At 49.0% G+C, this 20300-nt stretch carries 26 protein-coding genes and 1 pseudogene; 16 read left to right on the top strand and 11 right to left on the bottom strand.

Features of this window, described 5'->3' with window-relative positions:
- The first annotated feature begins 194 nt into the window (after positions 1-194).
- Positions 195-596 carry a TetR/AcrR family transcriptional regulator gene (locus DB847_RS04455; protein ID WP_108649631.1) on the top strand — a complete coding sequence of 134 codons (402 nt, stop codon included), beginning with the start codon at positions 195-197 and terminating at the stop codon, positions 594-596.
- A gap of 210 nt (positions 597-806) precedes the next feature.
- Here DB847_RS04455 and DB847_RS04445 read toward each other — a convergent pair whose 3' ends face one another.
- The 5 genes from DB847_RS04445 to DB847_RS04425 form a co-directional block, all read right to left on the bottom strand.
- A complete protein-coding gene (locus DB847_RS04445; protein ID WP_199911723.1) occupies positions 807-1334 on the bottom strand; it encodes a substrate-binding periplasmic protein in 528 nt (175 codons plus the stop codon).
- A complete protein-coding gene (locus tag DB847_RS04440; protein ID WP_108649628.1) occupies positions 1325-2239 on the bottom strand; it encodes a substrate-binding periplasmic protein in 915 nt (304 codons plus the stop codon). Before DB847_RS04440 ends, DB847_RS04445 begins: the two co-directional genes overlap by 10 nt.
- Positions 2212-2442, bottom strand: coding sequence for a hypothetical protein (locus DB847_RS04435; protein WP_159084400.1), 231 nt, complete (start codon positions 2440-2442; stop codon positions 2212-2214). Before DB847_RS04435 ends, DB847_RS04440 begins: the two co-directional genes overlap by 28 nt.
- A gap of 203 nt (positions 2443-2645) precedes the next feature.
- A complete protein-coding gene (locus DB847_RS04430; RefSeq protein ID WP_108649626.1) occupies positions 2646-2831 on the bottom strand; it encodes a hypothetical protein in 186 nt (61 codons plus the stop codon).
- A complete protein-coding gene (locus DB847_RS04425; RefSeq protein WP_108649625.1) occupies positions 2828-3397 on the bottom strand; it encodes a substrate-binding periplasmic protein in 570 nt (189 codons plus the stop codon). The genes DB847_RS04430 and DB847_RS04425 overlap by 4 nt, the downstream gene beginning before the upstream one ends.
- Positions 3398-3505: 108 nt before the next feature.
- On the opposite strand from DB847_RS04425, the gene DB847_RS04420 reads away from it, so the two are divergent.
- The 12 genes and pseudogenes from DB847_RS04420 to DB847_RS25380 all read left to right on the top strand — a co-directional run bounded on the left by DB847_RS04420 (position 3506) and on the right by DB847_RS25380 (position 12137).
- Entirely contained in the window at positions 3506-4450 is a 945-nt protein-coding gene (locus DB847_RS04420; protein WP_108649624.1) for a multidrug effflux MFS transporter, read from the top strand.
- A 34-nt stretch (positions 4451-4484) separates the two neighbouring features.
- Positions 4485-4802 carry an MFS transporter gene (locus DB847_RS04415; protein WP_108649623.1) on the top strand — a complete coding sequence of 106 codons (318 nt, stop codon included), beginning with the start codon at positions 4485-4487 and terminating at the stop codon, positions 4800-4802.
- 440 nt (positions 4803-5242) lie between these two features.
- Positions 5243-6457, top strand: a complete 1215-nt coding sequence (locus DB847_RS04410; RefSeq protein ID WP_159084399.1) for a multidrug effflux MFS transporter — start codon at positions 5243-5245, stop codon at positions 6455-6457.
- A 101-nt stretch (positions 6458-6558) separates the two neighbouring features.
- Positions 6559-7350 (top strand): efflux RND transporter periplasmic adaptor subunit, encoded by a 792-nt coding sequence (locus tag DB847_RS04405; RefSeq protein ID WP_108649621.1) that lies wholly within the window; start codon positions 6559-6561, stop codon positions 7348-7350.
- Positions 7323-7727: an efflux RND transporter periplasmic adaptor subunit gene (locus DB847_RS04400; protein ID WP_108649620.1), complete on the top strand. Its 405-nt coding sequence runs from the start codon at positions 7323-7325 to the stop codon at positions 7725-7727. The genes DB847_RS04405 and DB847_RS04400 overlap by 28 nt, the downstream gene beginning before the upstream one ends.
- On the top strand, positions 7724-8992 hold the full coding sequence (locus tag DB847_RS04395; protein ID WP_108649619.1) for a TolC family protein: 1269 nt from the start codon (positions 7724-7726) through the stop codon (positions 8990-8992). Before DB847_RS04400 ends, DB847_RS04395 begins: the two co-directional genes overlap by 4 nt.
- A complete protein-coding gene (locus DB847_RS25935; protein WP_108649618.1) occupies positions 8992-9264 on the top strand; it encodes an ABC transporter permease in 273 nt (90 codons plus the stop codon). The genes DB847_RS04395 and DB847_RS25935 overlap by 1 nt, the downstream gene beginning before the upstream one ends.
- Before the next feature lie 91 nt (positions 9265-9355).
- Positions 9356-10207, top strand: coding sequence for an ABC transporter permease (locus DB847_RS25930; RefSeq protein WP_108649617.1), 852 nt, complete (start codon positions 9356-9358; stop codon positions 10205-10207).
- Positions 10208-10214: 7 nt separating this feature from the next.
- Entirely contained in the window at positions 10215-10478 is a 264-nt protein-coding gene (locus DB847_RS04380; protein WP_108649616.1) for an ABC transporter permease, read from the top strand.
- A gap of 26 nt (positions 10479-10504) precedes the next feature.
- Positions 10505-11347 carry an ABC transporter permease gene (locus DB847_RS04375; protein ID WP_325049143.1) on the top strand — a complete coding sequence of 281 codons (843 nt, stop codon included), beginning with the start codon at positions 10505-10507 and terminating at the stop codon, positions 11345-11347.
- A 110-nt stretch (positions 11348-11457) separates the two neighbouring features.
- A pseudogene (locus tag DB847_RS04370) lies at positions 11458-11909 on the top strand (ABC transporter ATP-binding protein); the annotation flags it as partial.
- A gap of 36 nt (positions 11910-11945) precedes the next feature.
- Positions 11946-12137, top strand: coding sequence for a hypothetical protein (locus DB847_RS25380; protein ID WP_234418513.1), 192 nt, complete (start codon positions 11946-11948; stop codon positions 12135-12137).
- Positions 12138-12338: 201 nt separating this feature from the next.
- Here DB847_RS25380 and DB847_RS24230 read toward each other — a convergent pair whose 3' ends face one another.
- The gene (locus DB847_RS24230) at positions 12339-12503 is read right to left on the bottom strand and encodes a hypothetical protein (protein ID WP_159084398.1); all 165 of its coding nucleotides are present in this window, start codon (positions 12501-12503) and stop codon (positions 12339-12341) included.
- A gap of 500 nt (positions 12504-13003) precedes the next feature.
- On the opposite strand from DB847_RS24230, the gene DB847_RS04365 reads away from it, so the two are divergent.
- Together DB847_RS04365 and DB847_RS24225 are read left to right on the top strand one after the other, a co-directional pair.
- A complete protein-coding gene (locus tag DB847_RS04365) occupies positions 13004-14047 on the top strand; it encodes an FYVE zinc finger domain-containing protein (RefSeq protein WP_159084397.1) in 1044 nt (347 codons plus the stop codon).
- The gene (locus DB847_RS24225; RefSeq protein ID WP_159084396.1) at positions 13975-14649 is read left to right on the top strand and encodes a hypothetical protein; all 675 of its coding nucleotides are present in this window, start codon (positions 13975-13977) and stop codon (positions 14647-14649) included. The genes DB847_RS04365 and DB847_RS24225 overlap by 73 nt, the downstream gene beginning before the upstream one ends.
- 66 nt (positions 14650-14715) lie before the next feature.
- Here the strand turns inward: DB847_RS24225 and DB847_RS04355 are convergent, their stop codons facing one another.
- The 4 genes from DB847_RS04355 to DB847_RS04340 form a co-directional block, all read right to left on the bottom strand.
- Entirely contained in the window at positions 14716-15471 is a 756-nt protein-coding gene (locus tag DB847_RS04355; protein WP_108649612.1) for a ZIP family metal transporter, read from the bottom strand.
- Between the two features lie 154 nt (positions 15472-15625).
- Positions 15626-15904 (bottom strand): IS1-like element transposase, encoded by a 279-nt coding sequence (locus DB847_RS04350; protein ID WP_159084829.1) that lies wholly within the window; start codon positions 15902-15904, stop codon positions 15626-15628.
- A gap of 170 nt (positions 15905-16074) precedes the next feature.
- Positions 16075-16791: an acid phosphatase AphA gene (aphA, locus tag DB847_RS04345; protein WP_108649610.1), complete on the bottom strand. Its 717-nt coding sequence runs from the start codon at positions 16789-16791 to the stop codon at positions 16075-16077.
- A gap of 19 nt (positions 16792-16810) precedes the next feature.
- Positions 16811-17482: a 2'-5' RNA ligase family protein gene (locus DB847_RS04340; RefSeq protein ID WP_108649609.1), complete on the bottom strand. Its 672-nt coding sequence runs from the start codon at positions 17480-17482 to the stop codon at positions 16811-16813.
- Between the two features lie 242 nt (positions 17483-17724).
- On the opposite strand from DB847_RS04340, the gene DB847_RS04335 reads away from it, so the two are divergent.
- Entirely contained in the window at positions 17725-18942 is a 1218-nt protein-coding gene (locus DB847_RS04335) for an MFS transporter (RefSeq protein WP_108649608.1), read from the top strand.
- 52 nt (positions 18943-18994) lie between these two features.
- Here the strand turns inward: DB847_RS04335 and DB847_RS04330 are convergent, their stop codons facing one another.
- Positions 18995-20176 carry a XylR family transcriptional regulator gene (locus DB847_RS04330; RefSeq protein WP_234418512.1) on the bottom strand — a complete coding sequence of 394 codons (1182 nt, stop codon included), beginning with the start codon at positions 20174-20176 and terminating at the stop codon, positions 18995-18997.
- Between the last annotated feature and the right edge of the window lie 124 nt (positions 20177-20300).

Below are 20300 nucleotides of genomic sequence, written 5' to 3'. Positions count from 1 at the left end.
AGTACCCAATGCCATAGGGGAATGAAATAGCTCAAAAGGTAATTTTTAGCTTAACTCTTTAGAAATCGAGTCATGCCTGTCAATTTAAGGAAACCTGGTGTTCAGTATTTAACCTGGGCTCTTTGAACTGGAAATAATTCACATTCCATCACTTTGTTACCACACTTAGTTTAGAAGTCACCAGGGAGTCAGGGATGCCTAGATCAACCGGTCGCCCGCGACAAGATCAGATAACCCCGAGAGATGATCTGCTCAATGCAGCTTGTCAGCTGGCCCTGGAGCAGGGGTTTGCCGAATTGACCACCCGTAAGATAGCCAATAGGGCAGACACCACCACGGCGATGATTCGCTACTATTTTCAGGACAAACAGGGGCTATGCCTTGCAGCTTTGGAGATCATCTGCACACCACTGCAACAGGAGATCCAAAGGTTATCCAGCAGTGAGTCTGTCAAAGTATTTTGGGAGTGCTTTTGCAGACTACGTGCTCAGTTACTCACAGAGCAGGATCGCAGCCAGCTATTGGCCAATGAACTGCTTCGTCCCGGCTTCTCACCACTGAAACTTTATATAAAACAGCAGCTGGTTATCCATTGAGCCAGGCTCTTCTGGAAAAATGTCGAACGTTTACCAGTTCAACTCCCTCTGAGGTTAATCAGGCTTGCTATCTGCTTCTCTCCTCCCTACTCACTCCCCTGCTGCTTGAACATCTGCAACAAAGTCTGCCAGTGCCTCCCCCGAGCAAATTTATCAACAGTTCTCCGCGCTGCTCAAAATCGACCCGCTTTAAGCCACATCCGATAGCCGCTAAATGAGTTTGCCCGGTTCACTCATATCGCTTGAGGATCCTTTGAAAATCACCGGATATTTTGGTTTCATCAAGGGCGCGCTGCAGGCTCTGCACCAGATCAGCAGCCGTTCCCGGCTCACCGCAAAGTAGAGGGTGTCATCGCCCAGGGAGTAGACCGCCTCAAATTGAGATGAGTCTAAATGGAGCTTACGAAACACATAGTTGGCACTGTATTGCTCATAGGCCCACAGATCGATTTTTCCTTTCTCAAGCTGTTTTGCCAGCAACAATGGCTCATGGGTACTGAACATCTCCGAGGGAGATATCCCAAGCTCCCTTAAATGTTGTTCGCCTATATCTTCTCGCAGCACACCAATGCGGTAGCCAAACAGATCCTTGGTATCCTTGATCTTAATTTGCCGATCTCGGCGGGCAATCAGCATGGTTGGGGCCTTGATAATCGGGCCAACCCAGTGAAACAGAGCTTCCCGGTTTGCGGAGCGTGCCGTCGAAAACAGTACCACATTCGGAATATTCAGCGCCATTCGATAACCCCTGGGCCAGCCAAAAAGCTTGATATCCGTCCGAGTGAGTTTCGACTTAGCATGTTTTGCAGCAGCCAGAAGGATCTCGACCGAAATCCCTTTGAGCTTTCCCTGTTGACGGAAGTTATAGGGGGATAGTTCTCGGTAATAAACTGCAACTCCCCCAGGGATCTGAGGACTGATGAGCTGACACCATGGCTCCGATGGGGAGACTGGCCTGCGCCCGTTGCCAGGTTACTATCGATAACAATATAAACAACCAAAGCAGCTGAGTTCTCACTCCATACTCCTCTCTTCTCTCGGTTCAATCCCTCAATCTGGTATCGCTTGAGGATCTGCTCATATCGTCCACTGCGCTTTACCTCATCGATCGCGGTTTGCAGTTGAGTCACCACAGAATCAGAGGTCTGCTTATTCAGAGCATAGAATAGGATCCCCGCCGGCCACTCATAGACCACCTCAAACCGGGAGCGATCTTCCTCCATCCCTTTGAGAATCCAGTCGATTGAGACTAGCTCATAGGCCCAAAGATCGATGCGCCCCCGCTGTAATTGACGGACCAGCATCCTGGGATCATGGGCCTCCAAAATATGCAGTTGGGTCACTCCCTCATCCCGGAGTAACTGCTCCGACTGATCATCGCGGATCACTCCGATTTTGTAGCTCCTGAGCTCCTCGGCAGAATTGATACGCAGCCGCCGCTCCTTTCTGGCCAGTAGCACCATGGGTGAGGAGCGGCCTATGGGACCCGCCCACTTAAACAGGGATTCACGCTCCGGAGTCCTGAGGGTCGAAAAAACCAGGGTATCTTTTGTTTGTAACGCCTGGCGATAGGCTCTGGCCCAGCTGGTGACCTTGATCTGTGAGGTGGAAAGTTTTAATCCGGCTTGTTTTGCGGCCGCCAATAGCAGCTCGACAGCCGCCCCCTGAGATTCCCCTCCTGCAGGTAGTTCTCCGGCGGATAGTGCTCGGTTAAAAGCTGTAACTGGTTAAAAGCCTGAGCCTGCCCATAAACCATCCATACCGGACAGCTCATCCATAGCATTAACAAACCAAGAAAAGCCCGCTGCATCCCCATTCCAAGCTGGTCTCTGATAACTAAAATCATAGATGACACAAGCCATTTAAGAGAGCGGGTAGCACCAGTAAAGAAGCTTTATCTACTATGGAAAAGAAGCCTCTTTCTATGGCTGAGTGAAATGGGGTTTTAGCACAAGGGCTGGATGGTGAGATAGCCACCGACTTAAATATATTTTGGCCTGTTCATAAAAGAGCCGCCATTGCGGCGGCTCTCAAGCAGATCGATATGAGTTAACGATAGCTGGCCATAATCTTCTCATAACCACCGGAGGATTTCACACCATCCAGCGCCTTTTGCATACTCTGAACCATATCGTCTGAAACATCTTTACTCAGCGCATAAAACAGCTCGCCCTTATTCAGGGTATAAACCGCTTCATAACCCGAGGTATCAATTTTCAGCTCTTTAAGGATCATGTTCGCGCTATTTTGCTCATAGGCAAAAAGCTGAACCCGCCCTTCGCAAGCTTTTGAGCAACCTGAGTTGGCTTGGAAGAACTCTTGATCTTACCCGCAGGTACACCGGCAGCCTTAACCAGCTGCTCACCCACATCATCTTTCACCACACCTATGGTGTACTTTTTCATATCGGCGGGACTACTAATGCTGATCCCACTGCCTTTTTTCGCCAGCAGTACAGTATCCGTATTGGCAATCGGCCCAACCCACTTAAACAATGCCTCTCTGGCCTTGGTGCGAGTGGTTGCAAACAGCACCATATTTGGACCCTTCAGTGTCTGGTTATAAGCTCGCGCCCAGGGGTACAGCTTGATCATATTAAGCTTTAAGGGGACTCCTGCCTGCTTACCCATAGCCAACAACAGATCAACCGAAATTCCCTGAATGACCCCTTTTGCAGAGAAGTTATAAGGTGGATAGTTCTCTGTCATATAAGTAAGCTTTGAAAAGTCGGCGGCCTGAGCCATGCCACTAAATAGCAAACCGGCAGCCAAGGCAATCCATGTTTTCACTAAACCCTTCATTTGATTCTCCTTAATCAGATCAAAGGACTCACTGTTAATAATAGATGCAAGTTTACAACTGGGTAGTAGTTAAATGGGGATCCCTTACCAGAGGAGGCTAAGTCTCCTATGCAAAAAAGATCGGTGCTGATAGAATCAATCGAAACTCACCTCTGTGAAATTCACAACACAGATAGCGATAGCAGTAAAAAAATGCCAGCCTCAGCCCAACGAATCACTTTCTCTTTTATCTCTTTGTTGATTGCATTGATCCTGTTCAGTCCGCTGGGAATCGATATTTATGTTCCCTCCCTGCCCGAGATCAGTCACTACTTTAATAGTCCGGCTGCGACCGTCACTTACACCATCAACCTGTTTGTGTTTAGCATGGGACTCGGGCAGATTCTGATTGGCCCTCTGGCCGATTATTTTGGTCGTCGCAAAGTAGCTCTGGCTGGGATCTGCCTCTATCTACTATGCTCTGCCAGCGCAGGATGGGCTCACTCCATTGAGATGCTTTTGTTATTGAGGACCCTGCAGGGCATCGCGGCCTGCTGTACCTCCATCGTCTGCTACTCTGTGGTGCGAGACACTTGCAGTGCAGAGCAAAGCTCCAAACTTTACAGCCAGATCAATGGAGCACTAAGTGTTGCTCCGGCACTGGCTCCAATGCTCGGGGGCCTATTAGCCTCTCACCTGGGATGGCAGTCTAATTTCTACTTTCTGGCTCTGTACGCATTTTTCATTCTTCTGTTTGTATTTTTTAAACTTCCGGAGACCCGGCCCGGGAAGCCGAGCCTGAAAGAGGTCTATCACCTCTCTTCCTACTGGGGAGTTGTGAAAAATCCTGTCTTTCTCTTTTATAGCTGCAGCTGTATGGGCGCCATGGCCATCGTTCTCACCTATGTCACCCTGGCTCCGGGCGTATTGATCGTGAAGCAGGGAATGAGTCAGGTCCAGTTTGCGCTGCTGTTTGGCAGCAATGCCCTGAATGTGATGCTGTTTAGTTTTATCACCCCTCACTTATCGGACGCCTTGGCCGACATAACAGCATCATGCTGGGCGCCCTGCTGATGCTGCTGGCCGGAGTCCTGATGGGGCTGATGCTATGGTCACAGGGATCAATACCATCAGCTTTATGCTGCCGGTCTATATCGCCTGCGCAGGATTCGCCATCCTGCTGGGAGCCGCCACCAGCTTTGCTCTGGAGCCCTTTGCCCACAATGCCGGGACGGCTTCGGCACTGCTCGGATGTATTCAGATGATGGGGGCTTCGCTTTTTTCGATGGCGATCAACAGCGCGACCCTATACTCCTACTGGCTATTGGCGGCCATGATGCTGTTTTGGGGAGCCCTGACAGGCTACGGAGTGTTCCGGCATACCCGCCAACAAACCACCTCTGCCTTGGCGACCGATCTCAGATAAGAACCAACCATGGATAATTGAGGCAAATGCCTGATAGCCTCTGTCAGGCATTCCCTCTAGAATCCCTCCCCTCTAGGCTCTGTTGACGTTTCAGATTTGGCTCTGCAGTTGGCAATTTTTTCATCCAGCAAGGCAGAAGATGTGTGGTGTAGTCGCTCTACATGAACATCTGATAACGCTGCTGGGAGGGAAAAGGGCCACTGCCCTTCGGGTTGCGCCTGAAAAAGCCCTGTTCATTGTTGCTCATCACTCATTTAGAGCAACTAAACCTCATGATTCGCGTCGTGAACAGATCATTTTCAGGGGCAACAGATTCAAAATTGGAAACGTCAACAGAGCCTAAAAGGCAGGGTGAAAATCACCCAAACAATACAGATCAGGGATCCGATGTAGCTAAAGGTCAGGGCACTTCCCTCACCAAACCTTCAAGAGGCTTTACTATGGTTCCCATTTCTAAAAACGTCTCCTCCAGCCTGATCGCAATCCTGATCTCACTAGTGCTCTTTAGCCCGATGGGGATCGATATCTATATCCCCTCCATGCCGCAGATTGGGGACTACTTTGGGGCATCGCCACAGGCTGTGACCTATACCATCAATCTTTTCGTTTTCAGTCTGGGGTTAGGACAGATACTGATCGGTCCTCTAGCCGATTATTTTGGACGCCGCAAAGTTGCCCTGGCAGGTATCACACTCTATCTCATCTGCTCTGCGAGTGCCGGACTCATCCACTCCATTGAAGGACTGTTGTTACTGAGAACTCTTCAGGGACTTGGAGCCTGCTGCACCTCGATCGTCTGCTTTTCTGTGGTTCGTGACTGCTGTACACCAGAGCAAAGCTCCAGGTTATATAGCCAGCTCAATGGTGCTTTGAATATAGCTCCCGCGATCGCCCCTATGCTGGGAGGCCTGCTAGCCAGCCACTTTGGGTGGCACTCAAACTTTTATGCCCTGGCTGCTTATGCACTGCTGATCCTGACATTCGTCTTCTTCAAACTCCCTGAAACACGCCCTGGCCAGCCAAAGTTTAAAGAGGTCTACCATTTCAGTGCCTATCTGGGGATCCTGAAAAACCCTCTGTTTGCTTTTTACAGTTGCTGCTGTATGGGTGCCATGGCGATCATCATTACCTATGTCACCCTGGCTCCGGGGGTCCTGATCACCCGGGTTGGATTAAGCCAGGTTCAATTTGCTCTGCTGGTCGGTAGCAATGCACTGGGGATTATTTTCTTTAGCTTTATGGCCCCCTTTGTCATCAATCATTTTGGACGCCAAAAGTGTGTTCAGGCAGGTGCCGGATTACTGTTATTTGCCGGAGTCTGCATGCAACTTCTGATCAATCATGCGGGTATCAGCTGCCTGAGCTTCATGCTGCCTGTCTGCATCGCCAGTGCCGGTTTTGCAACCCTGCTGGGAGCTGCGACCAGCTTTGCCCTGGAGCCCTTTAGCCATAATGCGGGCACAGCTTCTGCACTACTCGGATGTATCCAGATGATGGGAGCATCTCTATTTTCCATCGCGATCAACAGTGCCAGCAATTACAGCTACTGGTTACTGGCTGTGATGATGCTGGCATGGGGCATCTTTACCCTATACGGTAGTTATTGCCATAGCCGGCTGTCCACCCCGTTGCAGCGCACCCCTCTTGCCAGCTAAGCAGCAGCCTGATATATAGGGTCTCTCATTGCGGCCCCTTTCTGAATCTAAACTGACCAGGGCTGCTGATTAACACTATCTAATATAGAGAATGGGGCAGGATGAAGAAAAAAGGGGTCATTATACTGGTTGTCGCTATCGTGCTGGTCGCCCTGATCACCTGGTACAAATTCCACCTGGATGCACAGAAAAAACCACTTGCGACAGTAGTTGTCACCAAGGGCTCCATCGAAGAGACCGCAACTGCGGTGGGAAATATTGTTCCTGACCATGTTGTTGATGTTAAGTCACAAATTGATGGGATCGTCGCCGATATTTACCATCAGGTTGGAGACCAGGTAGAGCAAAATACCCCTCTCATCAAAATTCGTCCTAACCCAACACCAACTGCTTATTCCGATGCCATTAAAGAGCTAAGCCAGGCTCGAAGTAATATGGATGCCGCGAAAGTTCGTCTTGAAAACCTTAAGAAACTCCACAAGGATGGAGTGATTCCACAAAATTTCAACGATTTAGTCGATGCTCAAAATACACTGAAAACATCTGAGGCAGCTCTGACTAATGCCAAACAACGCCTGAGCCTTCTCATTAGTGGCGAGGCCTCTGTTGGGAAAACCCGTCTAACCAGTACTATTATGAGTCCTGTTGCTGGAACCATTATCGACCGGGAAGCCGAAGTCGGAGATCCAGTGATCTCATTAACCTCCAATCAGGCTGCAACTGTGTTATTGAGCATCGCAGATCTGAGCAAGATGCAATTCAAAGGGAGCATCTCTGAGAGTGATGCCGCACACCTGCACAGTGGCATGCAGGTTAGTCTGAAAGTTGCCGCCTACCCAAGAAAACCTTTAAGGGAATCGTCGATATGGTGGCGCTCCAATCAAACCAACTGACCGCCCTCACCAATACCAGTACCACAACGACCACCAATACCTTGTATGGCAACAGTAGTTTTAATAATGGCTTTCAGATCACAATCAACCGACTGAGCATACCCAAAGGACTAAAGTTGCGCTCCGGCTATTCAGCAACCGCGACCATAGTGACGAATGCAGTTAAAGATGTCCCTGTCGTACCGGAGCGGGTGCTGCGGTTTGAAGATGATAAGCCCATGGTACTGATCCCCGATGACAGCAAGCAGGGGTATAGATTACAACCGGTTAAACTCGGGCTCTCAGACGGGATCCATACCCAGATTCTTAGTGGCGTGAAGCTCGGAGAAAAAGTTGTCGATAACAGCATGATATCAGCATCAGGAGAGCCTGCGTGATCAAACAATTGACCGCTCTGTTACTCCTACTAGGATTTCAGGCTCAATCCGCGACCTTACTTGAGACCTATCAAAGCGCACTGAAGCATAACCCTGATTATCAGATCAGTATCACAGAGGAAAATATCTCCAAACAACAGGTTGGAGGGACGCGTTCAAAGCTCCTGCCATCCACCAATATCAGTGCCGGGGTAAGTAATAGTCGGGAATCCCTTAATGCGACAAGCTCGAGTAGCCATAACTATGGGATCACGCTAAGCCAACCACTATTTGATTTAAGCAAATGGTACGCTTTGACCCAGAGTCAACTTGAGTACCGCCTGAGTATCTTGAAACAGCAAGATGCTCAGCAGACCTTGCGCCTCAACATAATTAAGGACTATCTGCATGCAGCTCAAGATAAGGCACAGCTTGCAATAGAAAAACAGCAGCTGGAGCAGGCTGAAGCCTTTGTACAAATCGCCAGAGAGCGCTATCAAGCCGGTGAGGTAACGATCGTCGATGTCGAGACTGCACAAACAAGCTTATCCAGTAGTAAGGTCCAATACATACAAGCTCAGGCCCAGCTCAGAATCAGCATGTCGAATTTAAGCGCTACCGTCGGGCAACCCATCAACTCAGTATCCGAGCTGAGCCGAAATAGCCTGGCACCCGTCGGTCTACCCGAACTGGATAGCTGGCTAAGTCTTGCTCAAGACAATAGTAGCTCGCTGTTACAGGCCCGAACCAGTGTCAAGATTAGTGAGGCTGTACTCACCAGGACCCAAAGCGAATATTACCCCACCATTAGTGCCAATGCCGGTTACACCCGAAATGGAGGCAATGGCAATACAGAGACTAATGACCTAAACGCTGGGCTCTCATTGAGCATGCCACTCGACCTCAATGGCAGCATCGGTTATGACAAGGCGCGGGATCAGTTCGAGTTGCAAAAATCCAGGCAGCAGCTTCAAAAGGCTCAATTGGAGATCACTAAACAAATTCAAGGTAGTTACTATTTGCTCCAGGGACAACTCCAGCAACTTAGATCACAGCAACAGACGGTTCGATACTCTCAAAGTCTGCTTAAACATCAGCTGAGTAACTATCAGGCTGGGCGAACCACAGCGACAGATCTGGATGATGCACACACCAAACTGTTTAAAAACAAACAAGATCTGCTCAAAATGCTCTACGATACCTGGATTAGCCTGAGCACTCTGCAACAGCAAGCCGGAACCTTGAAATTGCCCCAGTTAACTCAACTCAGCAAAGAGCTTAATTGATGCAGCTGCGAGATCTGGTTCAGCAAAGCTTCAATAGTATCAGTGCCCATAAGCTGCGAAGCGCATTGGCTATTGTATCAATCTTGTGGGGAACCATGGCCGTCGTGATGTTACTGGCTCTGGGCGAAGGTTTTTATCAAGCCAATAGTGCCCAGTTTCAGCGCTTTTTAAGCGATACTATCACCGTCTATCCGGGAGCGACCAGTACCCTTGGCAGGGAACTGCCTCCCGGATGGTCATCAAATTTCAACCATCAGATGTTAACGCCCTAAGACAGCTGGCCGGCATCCACAAAGTCGACACCAGCTATAGTAAAAATGATGCTTCAGCCTCACTTGGACCGCTCCCCCCATATCAGTCACAGTGCAGGGAGTTGGCAATGACTATGCACAACAAAACAGTATACAACTCTCTGCTGGCTCGCATTTTTTCCAGATCCAGGATAGTCACAAAATGCGAAGAGTCGTGGTACTTGGCAAAAACCTGGCCGAGCAACTGCCTAAAGCAAAGGTAGGTGGCTTACTCAAGATAAATGGCGTCCCTTTCCATATCATTGGTATCCAAATTGAGCAATCGAGTAATGTCAGCTTCTCTTCCGATAACGCTCTTTTTATACCACAAACAACTTTTAACCAGTTGTGGCAACAGCAGCCAGACAAACTGTTTATTCAACCGGATGGCTCAGTTCCAAGAGCGGCTCTCATTAAATCGATTCGTCAACTATTAGGCTCCAGGCTTCACTTTGATCCCAAAGATGAAAACACGCTATTTATTCCCGATCCTGCTAACTTTGGCCACTTTATCCTGATGTTATTGCGTGCCATTCAGCTATTTTTGGTGTTCAGTGGTGGCATGACTCTATCTGTGGGAGCAATCGGTGTGGCCAATATCATGTTTTTGGCGGTGGCTGAGAGGACCAGGGAGATAGGCCTACGAATGGCTCTCGGGGCCAAAGGAGGTCAGATCCTCTGGCAATTCCAGCTAGAAGCACTGGTCCTGATCATGTTGGGCGCCATTCCCGGATTCCTTATCTCCTGGGGATGTATAACACTACTTGCAACCTTACCACTCCCAGACTGGCTGGGAACTCCCACCCTTAACTTGGAGGGAGCCTGGATCACTCTTGGAATTATTACCCTGCTAGGGCTCATTGCCGGTTTCTATCCTGCCCGACGTGCAGCAGGGCTTGACCCTGTAATCGCTTTGACTCAATGAGGTCCGAATGCAGATCCCGTTTCGCCAACTGATCACCGAGCTTTCCGCCGAGAAAATGCGCCTGGCCCTGACGATTATTGCCATCGCCTGGGCTACAACCTCCATCACCTTCATGCTGGCTGTGGGAGAAGGACTGCGAGTATCCATTGAACAAAGCAGCAATAAAGGAAGCGATAATCTAATCGTGATCTATAGTGGTACCTCCAGTAAATCCAGTGCAGGAAAGAGTAGTGGAACCCCTTTCAATTCAACTGGGATGATCTCAAGTTAATACAGGCACTTCCACAGATCCATGCTTTGAGTGTCATGTTCCAATATGATGAAAAAGCCTGGAAGGACGATAAGCAGGGTTGCTACTCCATCCAGGCCGTAATGCCAGTCTATGGAGCAATGAGTGGATTTTCACTGGAGCAGGGGCGTTTTCTCGATCCTCTTGACCAGCAGCATGCCAAGCGCGTTATTGTGTTAGGGAATAAGGCGATTGAACAACTATTCCCCAGCCGCCAGGCCGTCGGACAGAGCGTAAAAATTGCAGGCCTGAGTTATCAGGTGATTGGAGCCTTGAAATCGAGCATGTCTTTGGTCAGTATTGGGATGCCTGCCGATTACAGTTGCTATATCCCCTTGAGTAGTTACCGAGAGGTGAAACCGCAGGATCATTTTTACGAACTATTTATCTCCCCCAACCCCGGCGTTCATCGTAAACAGCTGGTTGATACCATTCGTCAAATCTTACTCCGTCATCATGGCCTAGATATCGATGATCATCAGCAGATCCAAAGTTATGATGCCAGAGAATCACACCAGAGTATTACCAAATTTTTAGTCGGGCTTCAGGTATTCTTAGGCGTGATCGGCTTTATCTCTTTGGCTGTCGCAGGGATCGGCATTGCAAACGTGATGCTGGTGACAGTTCGTCGCGCTACCCGGGATATAGGTGTCCGAATGGCACTGGGAGCTCGCGATCATCATATTCTGCTCCATTACCTGCTACAGGCAATGATTACCGTCTGCAGCGGCGGGCTATTAGGTATCCTGATGACATCGGCCATCGTTTGGGCTGTCGACCAGCTCCCCTGGGTGGCCAGCTTTACGATGCCCTTGGGAAACCGCATCCCATGCTATCAATATTGGTACTAACAGTCGTACTGCTGTCACTGGTACTTATCGGATTAGCCAGTGCCTATCTTCCGGCACGTCAAGCCTCAAGAGTCGACCCGGTGGAAGCTCTGCAAAGTGAGTAACAACTTATGCCTCTAATCGAATTGTCTAATATCACTAAGCGCTATGGCAGCGATCAAATTGCAGTGACCGCACTCGATGATGTCAGTTTGCAGGTAGAAGCCGGTGAGTTTATGGCGATCCTCGGCCCTTCCGGCTCGGGTAAATCCACCCTGATGAATATCCTGGGTTGCCTGGATCGCCCCTCGGTAGGGAGCTACCATATCGAAGGGCAGGATGTCAGCCAGATGTCCCGCAATCAGCTGGCAAAGATCCGCAATCAGAGGATAGGCTTTATCTTCCAGAGCTTTAACCTGCTCGAATATGCCACGGCACTGGATAATGTGGCGCTGCCCCTCATCTATGGCGGGGTCAAGCGTCGGGAGAGGATTGCCCGGGCCAAAAAACTGCTGGAGCGAGTAGGCCTGGGTGATCGGATGCATCACAAGCCCAATCAACTCTCCGGGGTCAGAAACAGCGCGTCGCCATCGCCCGCGCCCTGGTCAATAACCCACACATGATCCTGGCTGATGAGCCGACCGGAGCCCTGGACAGCCAATCCGGCGCCGAAATTGAAGCCCTGTTTCGGGAGCTTTCTGCAGAGGGTGCCACCTTCGTCATCGTTACTCATGATGTGGCCCTGGCGGAACGCACCCGGCGGATCATTCAGATCCGCGATGGTAAAATTGAAGCAGATCGCTCCCTTTGAAAAACCATTAAAAAGCAAGCACACAGGTGCTTGCTTTGCTGAGCTGACCTTCTACAACAAGGACGGAATTGCAATGCACCGTAGCGAGAAGCAGGGACGCCGAACTCGGCAGGATTATCATGGGTGATAATCGACACTGCGAATCAGCATGCAAAGCCAGAGGTTAATTCCAGCATTGACTCCATTTATGGAGAACATGCTCTAACTCACAATCTTCTGGTAGCCCAGGCTATCCAGTAAACCGAAGTGAAAGTTATATTGAGAGCTGCCATTCACACCGTACCTGCCATCCAACATGGAGTAATAATAAACATTGATCTGATTGATCGAAGCCCATGCCTTCACTTTATCAAAGTAGGCTTTCACATTATCCAGTCCCTGCTACTCCATTGTAAGTGGCCCCCATGGGATGAAAAGGTATCGTCTGTGAAACCCATCTCATACTCAAGGTAGTTCAGATCTTAGTCACCAGCTGCGCCATAACATGACGAGCTAAATTTCATCCAGCCTATCGCAAAAGTAAGACAGTTCCTAACCCTCTCTCCCTTAAGTATCACTCGATGATCATGTCATTTTCCTACCATGAAAAAACCACTATATAGAAGCCCATTTAAAATAATTGACTCCTATAAATTTAATACTTTGAATATAAAATTCAACCCAATTATATATCTGTAATTGTCTATTCTATGATTTTTTTACAAGGGCATTTAATAAATGCTACTTATCTATTGATGATTCATAAGTTTACAGATAGCATCCTCCCCCAGATTTAATAATAAAGACACAAGGATATAATCTATATGTGAACTGAGCAAGATTGCTCATACATATAGGTTATCCAGTAAAAGGATAAGAGTGTAACTATGAATGTGATTATTCATTTTTCAGGAACCGGTGATGATCTTAAATATAGAATAAATGAACCAGCCAAGAGTTTCAGATATAGGGTTGATCCAGATAGGCAAAGAGATAATACAGGTAAATATAGGTGTCAGAGTTGCCAAAAAATTGTGATAAAAGGAACCCGCCATACTTGTAGGGCCTGTGGCATTGGTTTTTTTTGTTCTACATGCACTCCGAAGAATCCACAATTTTTAAATATAAGAACCTGCGAACGATGTGCGAATAAATTACAAGCTAAACATGAAGATGAGTTTGGATTATCTGACTTACATTACTTGATGCAAAGAGATCAGGAGTTATTGAACGCAGATATGGAGTCATATAAGAGGCAGATGACTTTAAACTCTGTTGTTTCTCCATCTAATAACTACTATATTCAGCCTAAGTATCTTGATGACAATACAATCCTCTTAATAATCAATGGCTGCCATAAAAAGGACACTGGAGGCAAGTTGTCTAAAGCAACACTCACAACTTTTGCTAACTTGTCGGTCATATGTAACAAGATATACGATCTATTTGAGGGAGGACGATTCCCACATAATGAAGCCTTCTTACGTCATGCTCTTGGTAAGGCTTATGGGGGAGTTTATACCTCCAATATCGAAGACCCTAATATTTCGTTTTTTATTTCTCATTTTGACAGGTTGCAAGCTAATAAAGCATTTTTTTCACCCACAAATACTCACTCCATTGTTGATAAGATAATACTGACTGGTTATAGCCGGGGGCTGTCACCTGTTTCGCTCTGGCAAAGAAGCTCCAAAGGCATGCAAACACCAGAGATATTCCTCTCTTTATATTTGCAGATCAACCAGTTCCAGGGAATTATTTTGATAATGCTCCGGGTTCTAGCAGTAAAAAATATCATGATATCTCTGAATGTAATAATATTAAATTCTGCCAGGTGTTACTGGGTGATTACAACGAAATGCCATGGTATAAGAAGCCATTTTTTGAGCAAATGGTGCCCATATGTCATAAAACAACGACTTGTCAGATAACCAGGGTTCCAATTACTGATCATATTGCAACTCCCCTTCATGATAAAATAAGCAAGGCCTACGCAAGAAAGTTTTTCTCTGATTTTTGTAGTGGCGGTGTGGTGCGATTTTTTATCAATAATGACCCGATGCAAGTTTATGCATTTAACTTTAATGCTTACCGATTGATGATTCAAAAAAAATATGCTCCATTGGCGGAACAACTGAATCAAGCACATACACACAGAGTAAAGCATATCGCACAAGCTGTTGAGAATGCTCACCAAAACCTAACAAGGGAATATCGTGATTCAGTATTAACTTTGAATCAACAAAATCCCCATGCTCATGATGCTCAGGCTCCTCTAAACAGCGGAGCTCGATGTGTTAATGACGCACCTATACCAGATAGAGCCCAGCATGAGTCAGGTAAATATTCATGTGCTATTTGTGGGAAGGCACCTCTTTGCAAAGCGTGTGCTCAAGAGCAAGATTTTTTTGGAGGTGGCAGGGTATGCGAAGATTGTATCCTGGAGTCTGCGGCTCTTGGCCACCGGGCAGTGCATCAATATCAGGATTTGGTTGTCACCCCCAGGGCACCGCTAGCCGAATGGCGGATGTAGAGCTTTAAATAATTTCCCTAAGGAGTCCGGTGTAACTACAGCTCTGTTGCTACACCGGACCAAAGCTCAGGTCCAGATCGCCACCACCGCCATCAGGGTAAAGCCCAGGATCACGAAGCTGAAGTTCTTAAGGTTGCAACACTTCTCCACCATGATCGCCTGCTTGAGGCCATGCAGGGTGCCAAGATAGAGGAAGGTTCCGGCGGCCAGTGAATTGAAAATAGGCTCCAGCAGGGGGTAGCTCTCCATATGCCTGAGCACCATAGACCCCATTAAGACTCCCAGGGGAACCATCACCGCAAACAGGCAAAACCAGGCAATCCCCTTTGCCAGAGACATGCTGCTCTTACTCAGCTGTACCGCTAACGCAAAGCTCGCAGCCCACTTGTGTGCCAAGATTGCGATGAGGATCATCACCATCACAGAGAAGGAGCCACTCAAGCCCAGAGCGGTACCCGCCAGCAGCGAGTGGACCGACAGCAACACCACAGCCAAAATCGCAAAAGCCGGGCTGCGACTGCCATCATGCTCGTAATACTCACGCCCGAGGTGCTCAAACCACAAAAGCAGTAGAAACATCAGACCTGCCAGCAAAAAGGCCACCGGATACTCAATGCCCTGCCCCGCGAAATCACCGGAAGCATCTCCCAGCATATGGATCAAGCCAGCCCCGAGGAATACCCCGGAAGCCAGGGCTTCGGCCGCCGGAAACTCCGGCCCATGGCCCTCACGGAACTTACGTAAAAAGGGGTAGAGTCCGGCCAGCACTGTGACCAGAAGAATCAGTAGAACACTTATCAATTTAAAGACATAGATACTCATCACTCGGCCCACTTCTCCCAAAAAATAAAGGACAACACTTATAACATAAACTCCAACAGAACGTATCAGATCTGTGGAATTTTTTTATTTATCAAGGGAGTACACAGATAAAAGATAGGGAATTAAGAGAACAAGGGGCACATTTTACCTATGCTCAATCTGTCTCTTTTGAGCTGTTCGCTATATTCAGCACTGTATTGGTCGAAATCCCGATTGCCCGGCTGGCCCGGCGGATCCCGGCTCCGTTAAACAGCATATCCAGTGTCCGCTCTTCAACTCCCGGCTCTCTGCCCCTGTAGGCATAATTGAGCTGAAACGTCTTATTACAGTCCCTGCAGCGGTAGCGAGGATGACCCGCATGTCCTCTGCCATGTTTATAGACTGATGAGGTCTGCTCACAGTAGCGACAGGCAGCCCGGGCTGAATCAACCATAGAAAAGCGTCCAAAAAGTAAAGGTAATCGGAAGTTTAGCATGACAGAAGGAGCAAACGAATCGGCCACCATAAGCTCCCCGAGAATTGAGGAGCTATTCTGGCGGCCTTAGGCTCTACTGATGTTTCAGATTTGGTTCTGCAGTTGGCAGCGCCAACAGAGCCTAACGATTAGTACTGGGAGTTTACCAGCACTCGCTCACCCAGCGAGCCATTATGTGGCATCGGGTGGTTGGTGGAGTTCAGTGGGCGAAGCACCCGAATCGCCTCGGAGCCAGCGGCACGCGCATCCAGGATATCGCCATCGGAATCACCATAGTAAAGCTTGATGTGATTATTTTTGATATAGGAGGTCTTGGCACCATGATCAGGACCGGCGAAGATCACCGGGCTCATCTGCTTAGCAGGGATGCTGAAATCTTTTTGTAGGATCTCGGTGACATCCTCCTTGCCTGAGCCTGGACGTGGACGGCCAGTGATGAAGTAGAGGTGATCACCACGCTCAAGATGCATCTTGATCAGCTGACGCGCTGACTCTTTGGGAATAGAGAACTTATCCCAGCCATTGCTAACCTTCTCCCAAAATTTTGGGTTTTTCAGGTAGTCATTACTTCCGGGAGAAAAGACCTGCTTACCGTGAAAGAATGCAGGGCTGGAAAACAGCAGAGTATCGTCGATATCAAAGCCGACATTCATCGCAGGTTTACCCTTGAGGCTGGCCGCAATCTGCTCAACAGAAACCCAATGGATCGGTTGACGGTTGGTCAGCTGATTCATTGTCACACCAGGATTCAATGCATCTGTTGCCGCAGCCTGAGCAGGCATGGTCACAGAAGCCCCTGCCAAAGCCAGAGTCAAAGCACCGAGTAGCATCTTGGTTTTTCTCATTGTATTCCCCTAATCAGATTTATTGTTTGAAGTAGTAGGTCGCCAGATCCTGCTTGGCCTGGCCGTTTGAGTTCACCTTGGCAATCCCGATCCCCAACACCTTGAAGGAGAGCGGTTTGAAACCATTTCCGTAACGGAGCATGAAACGATCCAGCTTATTTGAGTCGCTCTGAGGAAGGAGAGTTATATGAGGCTGGAAATTGATGAATACATTGGGGCTGCCGTAACGCTTAAAAGCCGCCAGTTTTCCCGGATACTTGGCAACCCACCCGGGTAATGTAGGATCCATAGCCCGAAGAGGCTCAACGGCTAAAGTTGCCGAGTCTGCCAGCCGCTGCAATTGACGGCTTCGCTCAACATTGAGCATCAGCCAATCGCCCTTGGTTCGCTCAATGCGATCCAGTTTAACCTCGAAAGGCTTCCACTGACTGGCCAGTTGCTGGACCTGCTTTTTAATCGATTCGAGATGATTGGCCGGGTATTCGGTAAGATAAAGGGTGATATGCGGAAGATAGCCCTGGCTATACAGGGAGTTAAGCTGCTCCTTCTTAAGCTGCTGACTGATTTTACCTACCGTTTGATCAACAGATTTTTCCGGGATCAGGAATACGTTATAGGTCACGTTTCCCGCCATCGCCTGAGTGATGCCAAAACCAAGCAGAACCAAAACCAGCATCATCCGTCTGAACATGCTAACTCTCCCCGATACGAGCGTTATAAAAGATGCGAAATGATAAGGATTTATAGCATAAAAACTGTTATCTCCCGCACGAACTCAGGATTTTACCCCGGATACATGACTGATTGATGAAATCTCAGCCAGCCCATCTCCCGAAAAAAGCGCCCGACGAGACCGCCAGCAAAAGTCTGTGCTTTCGGGGCAATTTTGCACTAAACTTGCCGGTTTCCTGTTAAAAGCCAAAGGCTATCCTGATGAATTCAATCTGGCTCAAAGCCCTCCACGGACGTTCCAAGCTGGGGTTGTTTGTGATTATGGCGGCAGCCATGACTCTGTCATTTACCAGCTGGCGGGCTCTGCTCAATAACTTTGCCGTCGAGCAGGTGATGATGAACGGCTCCCAAATGGGGTTACTGCAAAGCTTCAGAGAGCTTCCCGGATTTCTGTGTTTTTCAATTATCCTGGTTCTATTAGTGATCCGTGAGCAGCGACTGGCTCTCATCTCTTTAGCCGTATTAGGTGCAGGTGTCGCTATTACCGGCTATTTTCCCACCCTGTTTGGCATCATCATCACCACACTCATCATGTCGACCGGGTTTCACTACTTCCAGACCCTCAATGCCTCACTGTCAATGCAGCTATTTGAGGCCAATCAATACAGCCATATTCAGGGGATCCTGCGATCCGCCGGTTCGGCCTTTGCCATCATCACCTTCATTCTGGTCTGGCTATTGCTGACCTGGCTCAACCTGAGTTTCCGCCAGATCATGCTGATCTGTGGTCTCGGAACCATAGCACTGTGTCTCTATGCCGCCCTGCGCTTTCCCCACTTTCTGACCAACCATCCGCAAAAAATGGGACTGGTGCTCAGAAAGCGCTACTGGCTCTACTATCTGCTCACTTTTTTCAGTGGTGCCCGCCGCCAGATCTTCGTGGTCTTTGCCAGCTTCCTGATGGTCACCAAGTTTAACTTCTCCGCAGCCCACCTGACCCTGCTGTTTCTGGCCAACAACATCATCACCATGATTTTTGCGCCTATGATAGGTAAAACCATAGGGAAGATCGGTGAAAAACCGGCACTGCTGATTGAGTATGTCGGGCTAATCCTGGTGTTTGTCGGTTATGCGCTGGTTGAGCATCAGATGGCGGGAGCTGCACTCTATATCGCAGATAACCTGCTGTTCGCCCTGTCGATCGCCCTGAATAGTTACTTTAAGCGCATCGCCTCTCCCGATGAACTTGCCAGCTCCTCCGGCGTCGCCTTCAGCATCAACCACATTGCCGCCGTGGTGATCCCGGTGAGCTTTGGCATCCTGTGGATGCACAATGAACACCTGGTGTTCTGGCTGGCGGCCCTGCTCGCCTGTGGCTCCCTGCTACTGGCACTGCTACTTCCCCGCCACGCAGCCCCGGGCAATGAGACCATTTTCTCAAGCCCGCAGGCCGAGGCCTTACCGGTCAAAGAGAGTTAAGGGCCCAGGAAAGTGCCACAAAAATCCAGGCTCTGCAGATAAACAGCAGAGCCTAAACCCTGACTTCAGGCTCAGCTTGCTGACGATACTCCAGTAAAGTTTGCCCCATATCTTTACGAAACACCGCATACAGATACTGGAGTGACGGGTAACCACAGGCATTGGCGATCTCCTGCATCGAGAGCTCACTCTCCAGCAGCAGGTGCTTGGCTTTATTCAGTTTGAATTGATGAATCTCCTGATGAATCGAATGACCGCAGCTTGCCTGAAATCGCCCCTCCAGGTTTGAGCGCGACAGGCTGACAAAATCTAAAACCTGCTGAACCTTGATCCCCCGGCAGGCGTGGCGCCGGATATAATGCAAAGCGCGGATCACACTTGGATCCTTTAAAGCCTGGTATTCACTCGATTGTCGCTCGCAAACCCGCACCGGCGGTACAATAACCCGTTTTTTAGCCAGGGGCCTGCTGCTTAACCTCTGCTCCAGCATGTGCGCTGCCTGAAACCCCATCTCATCACACCCCTGCTCGACCGAGCTCAGGGGGATCCGAGACAACGAACGAGTCACCTCTTCATTATCGATCCCAATCACCGCCAGCTCCTCGGGGATCACCCGACCAAGGTAGTCACTCGCCTGCAGCAGGTGATGGGCTCTTGCATCCGTCACGGCTATCACACCGGTCGCCAGCGGCAAGGAGGCGATCCACTGTTGGAGCCTGCCCATTGCCTGTGACCAGTTCCCGGAGTGAATATACTCCCCCTGATAATAGTAAAGAGGGTAGCCGTCGCGCTCTAACAGGAACTTATAAGCATCTAGCCTCTGCCGGGCCCAACGCATCTGAGGAAGATCTATACCGCCATAAAATGCAAAATGCTCAAGACCCTTGCTTTGCAGGTGCCGATAAGCAAGCTCAACCAGCTTCAGGTTGTCGGTGGCAACATAGGGGCAATCAGGGTAAAGTGCCGGATCCTGATAGGAGCTCCCCACCCCGACTACGGGTAGAGAGGTGCTACACAGCAACTTTTCCAGCTCGGGATCATCACAATCAGCAATCACCCCATCGCAATCTTGTAAAAGATGACCGCCATAGCCATGGATCCTAAAATCCTCTTCCAGGATGATCTCCCAGTCGCAACGGCTGGTCTGAATATATCGGCCTATTCCAGCCATCACCTGTCTGTCATAGATCTTGTTGGCATTAAACAGGAGCTTGATTCGATATCGCCCACTCACCCTTGTACCTCCCGGCCTTGCATCTCAAAAAGAGTTAAGCCAAACACTTTACCTTGCCACCGCGACATAGAAACAACAGAGCGAAAAACTGGGATCATCTTCACAAAGAGCTATTCACCTCACA

Source organism: Dongshaea marina, from assembly GCF_003072645.1.
GTDB classification, from domain to species: Bacteria; Pseudomonadota; Gammaproteobacteria; order Enterobacterales; family Aeromonadaceae; genus Dongshaea; species Dongshaea marina.
Note: the sequence above shows the minus strand (reverse complement) of the source record. Positions and strands in the feature narration are given on the sequence as shown.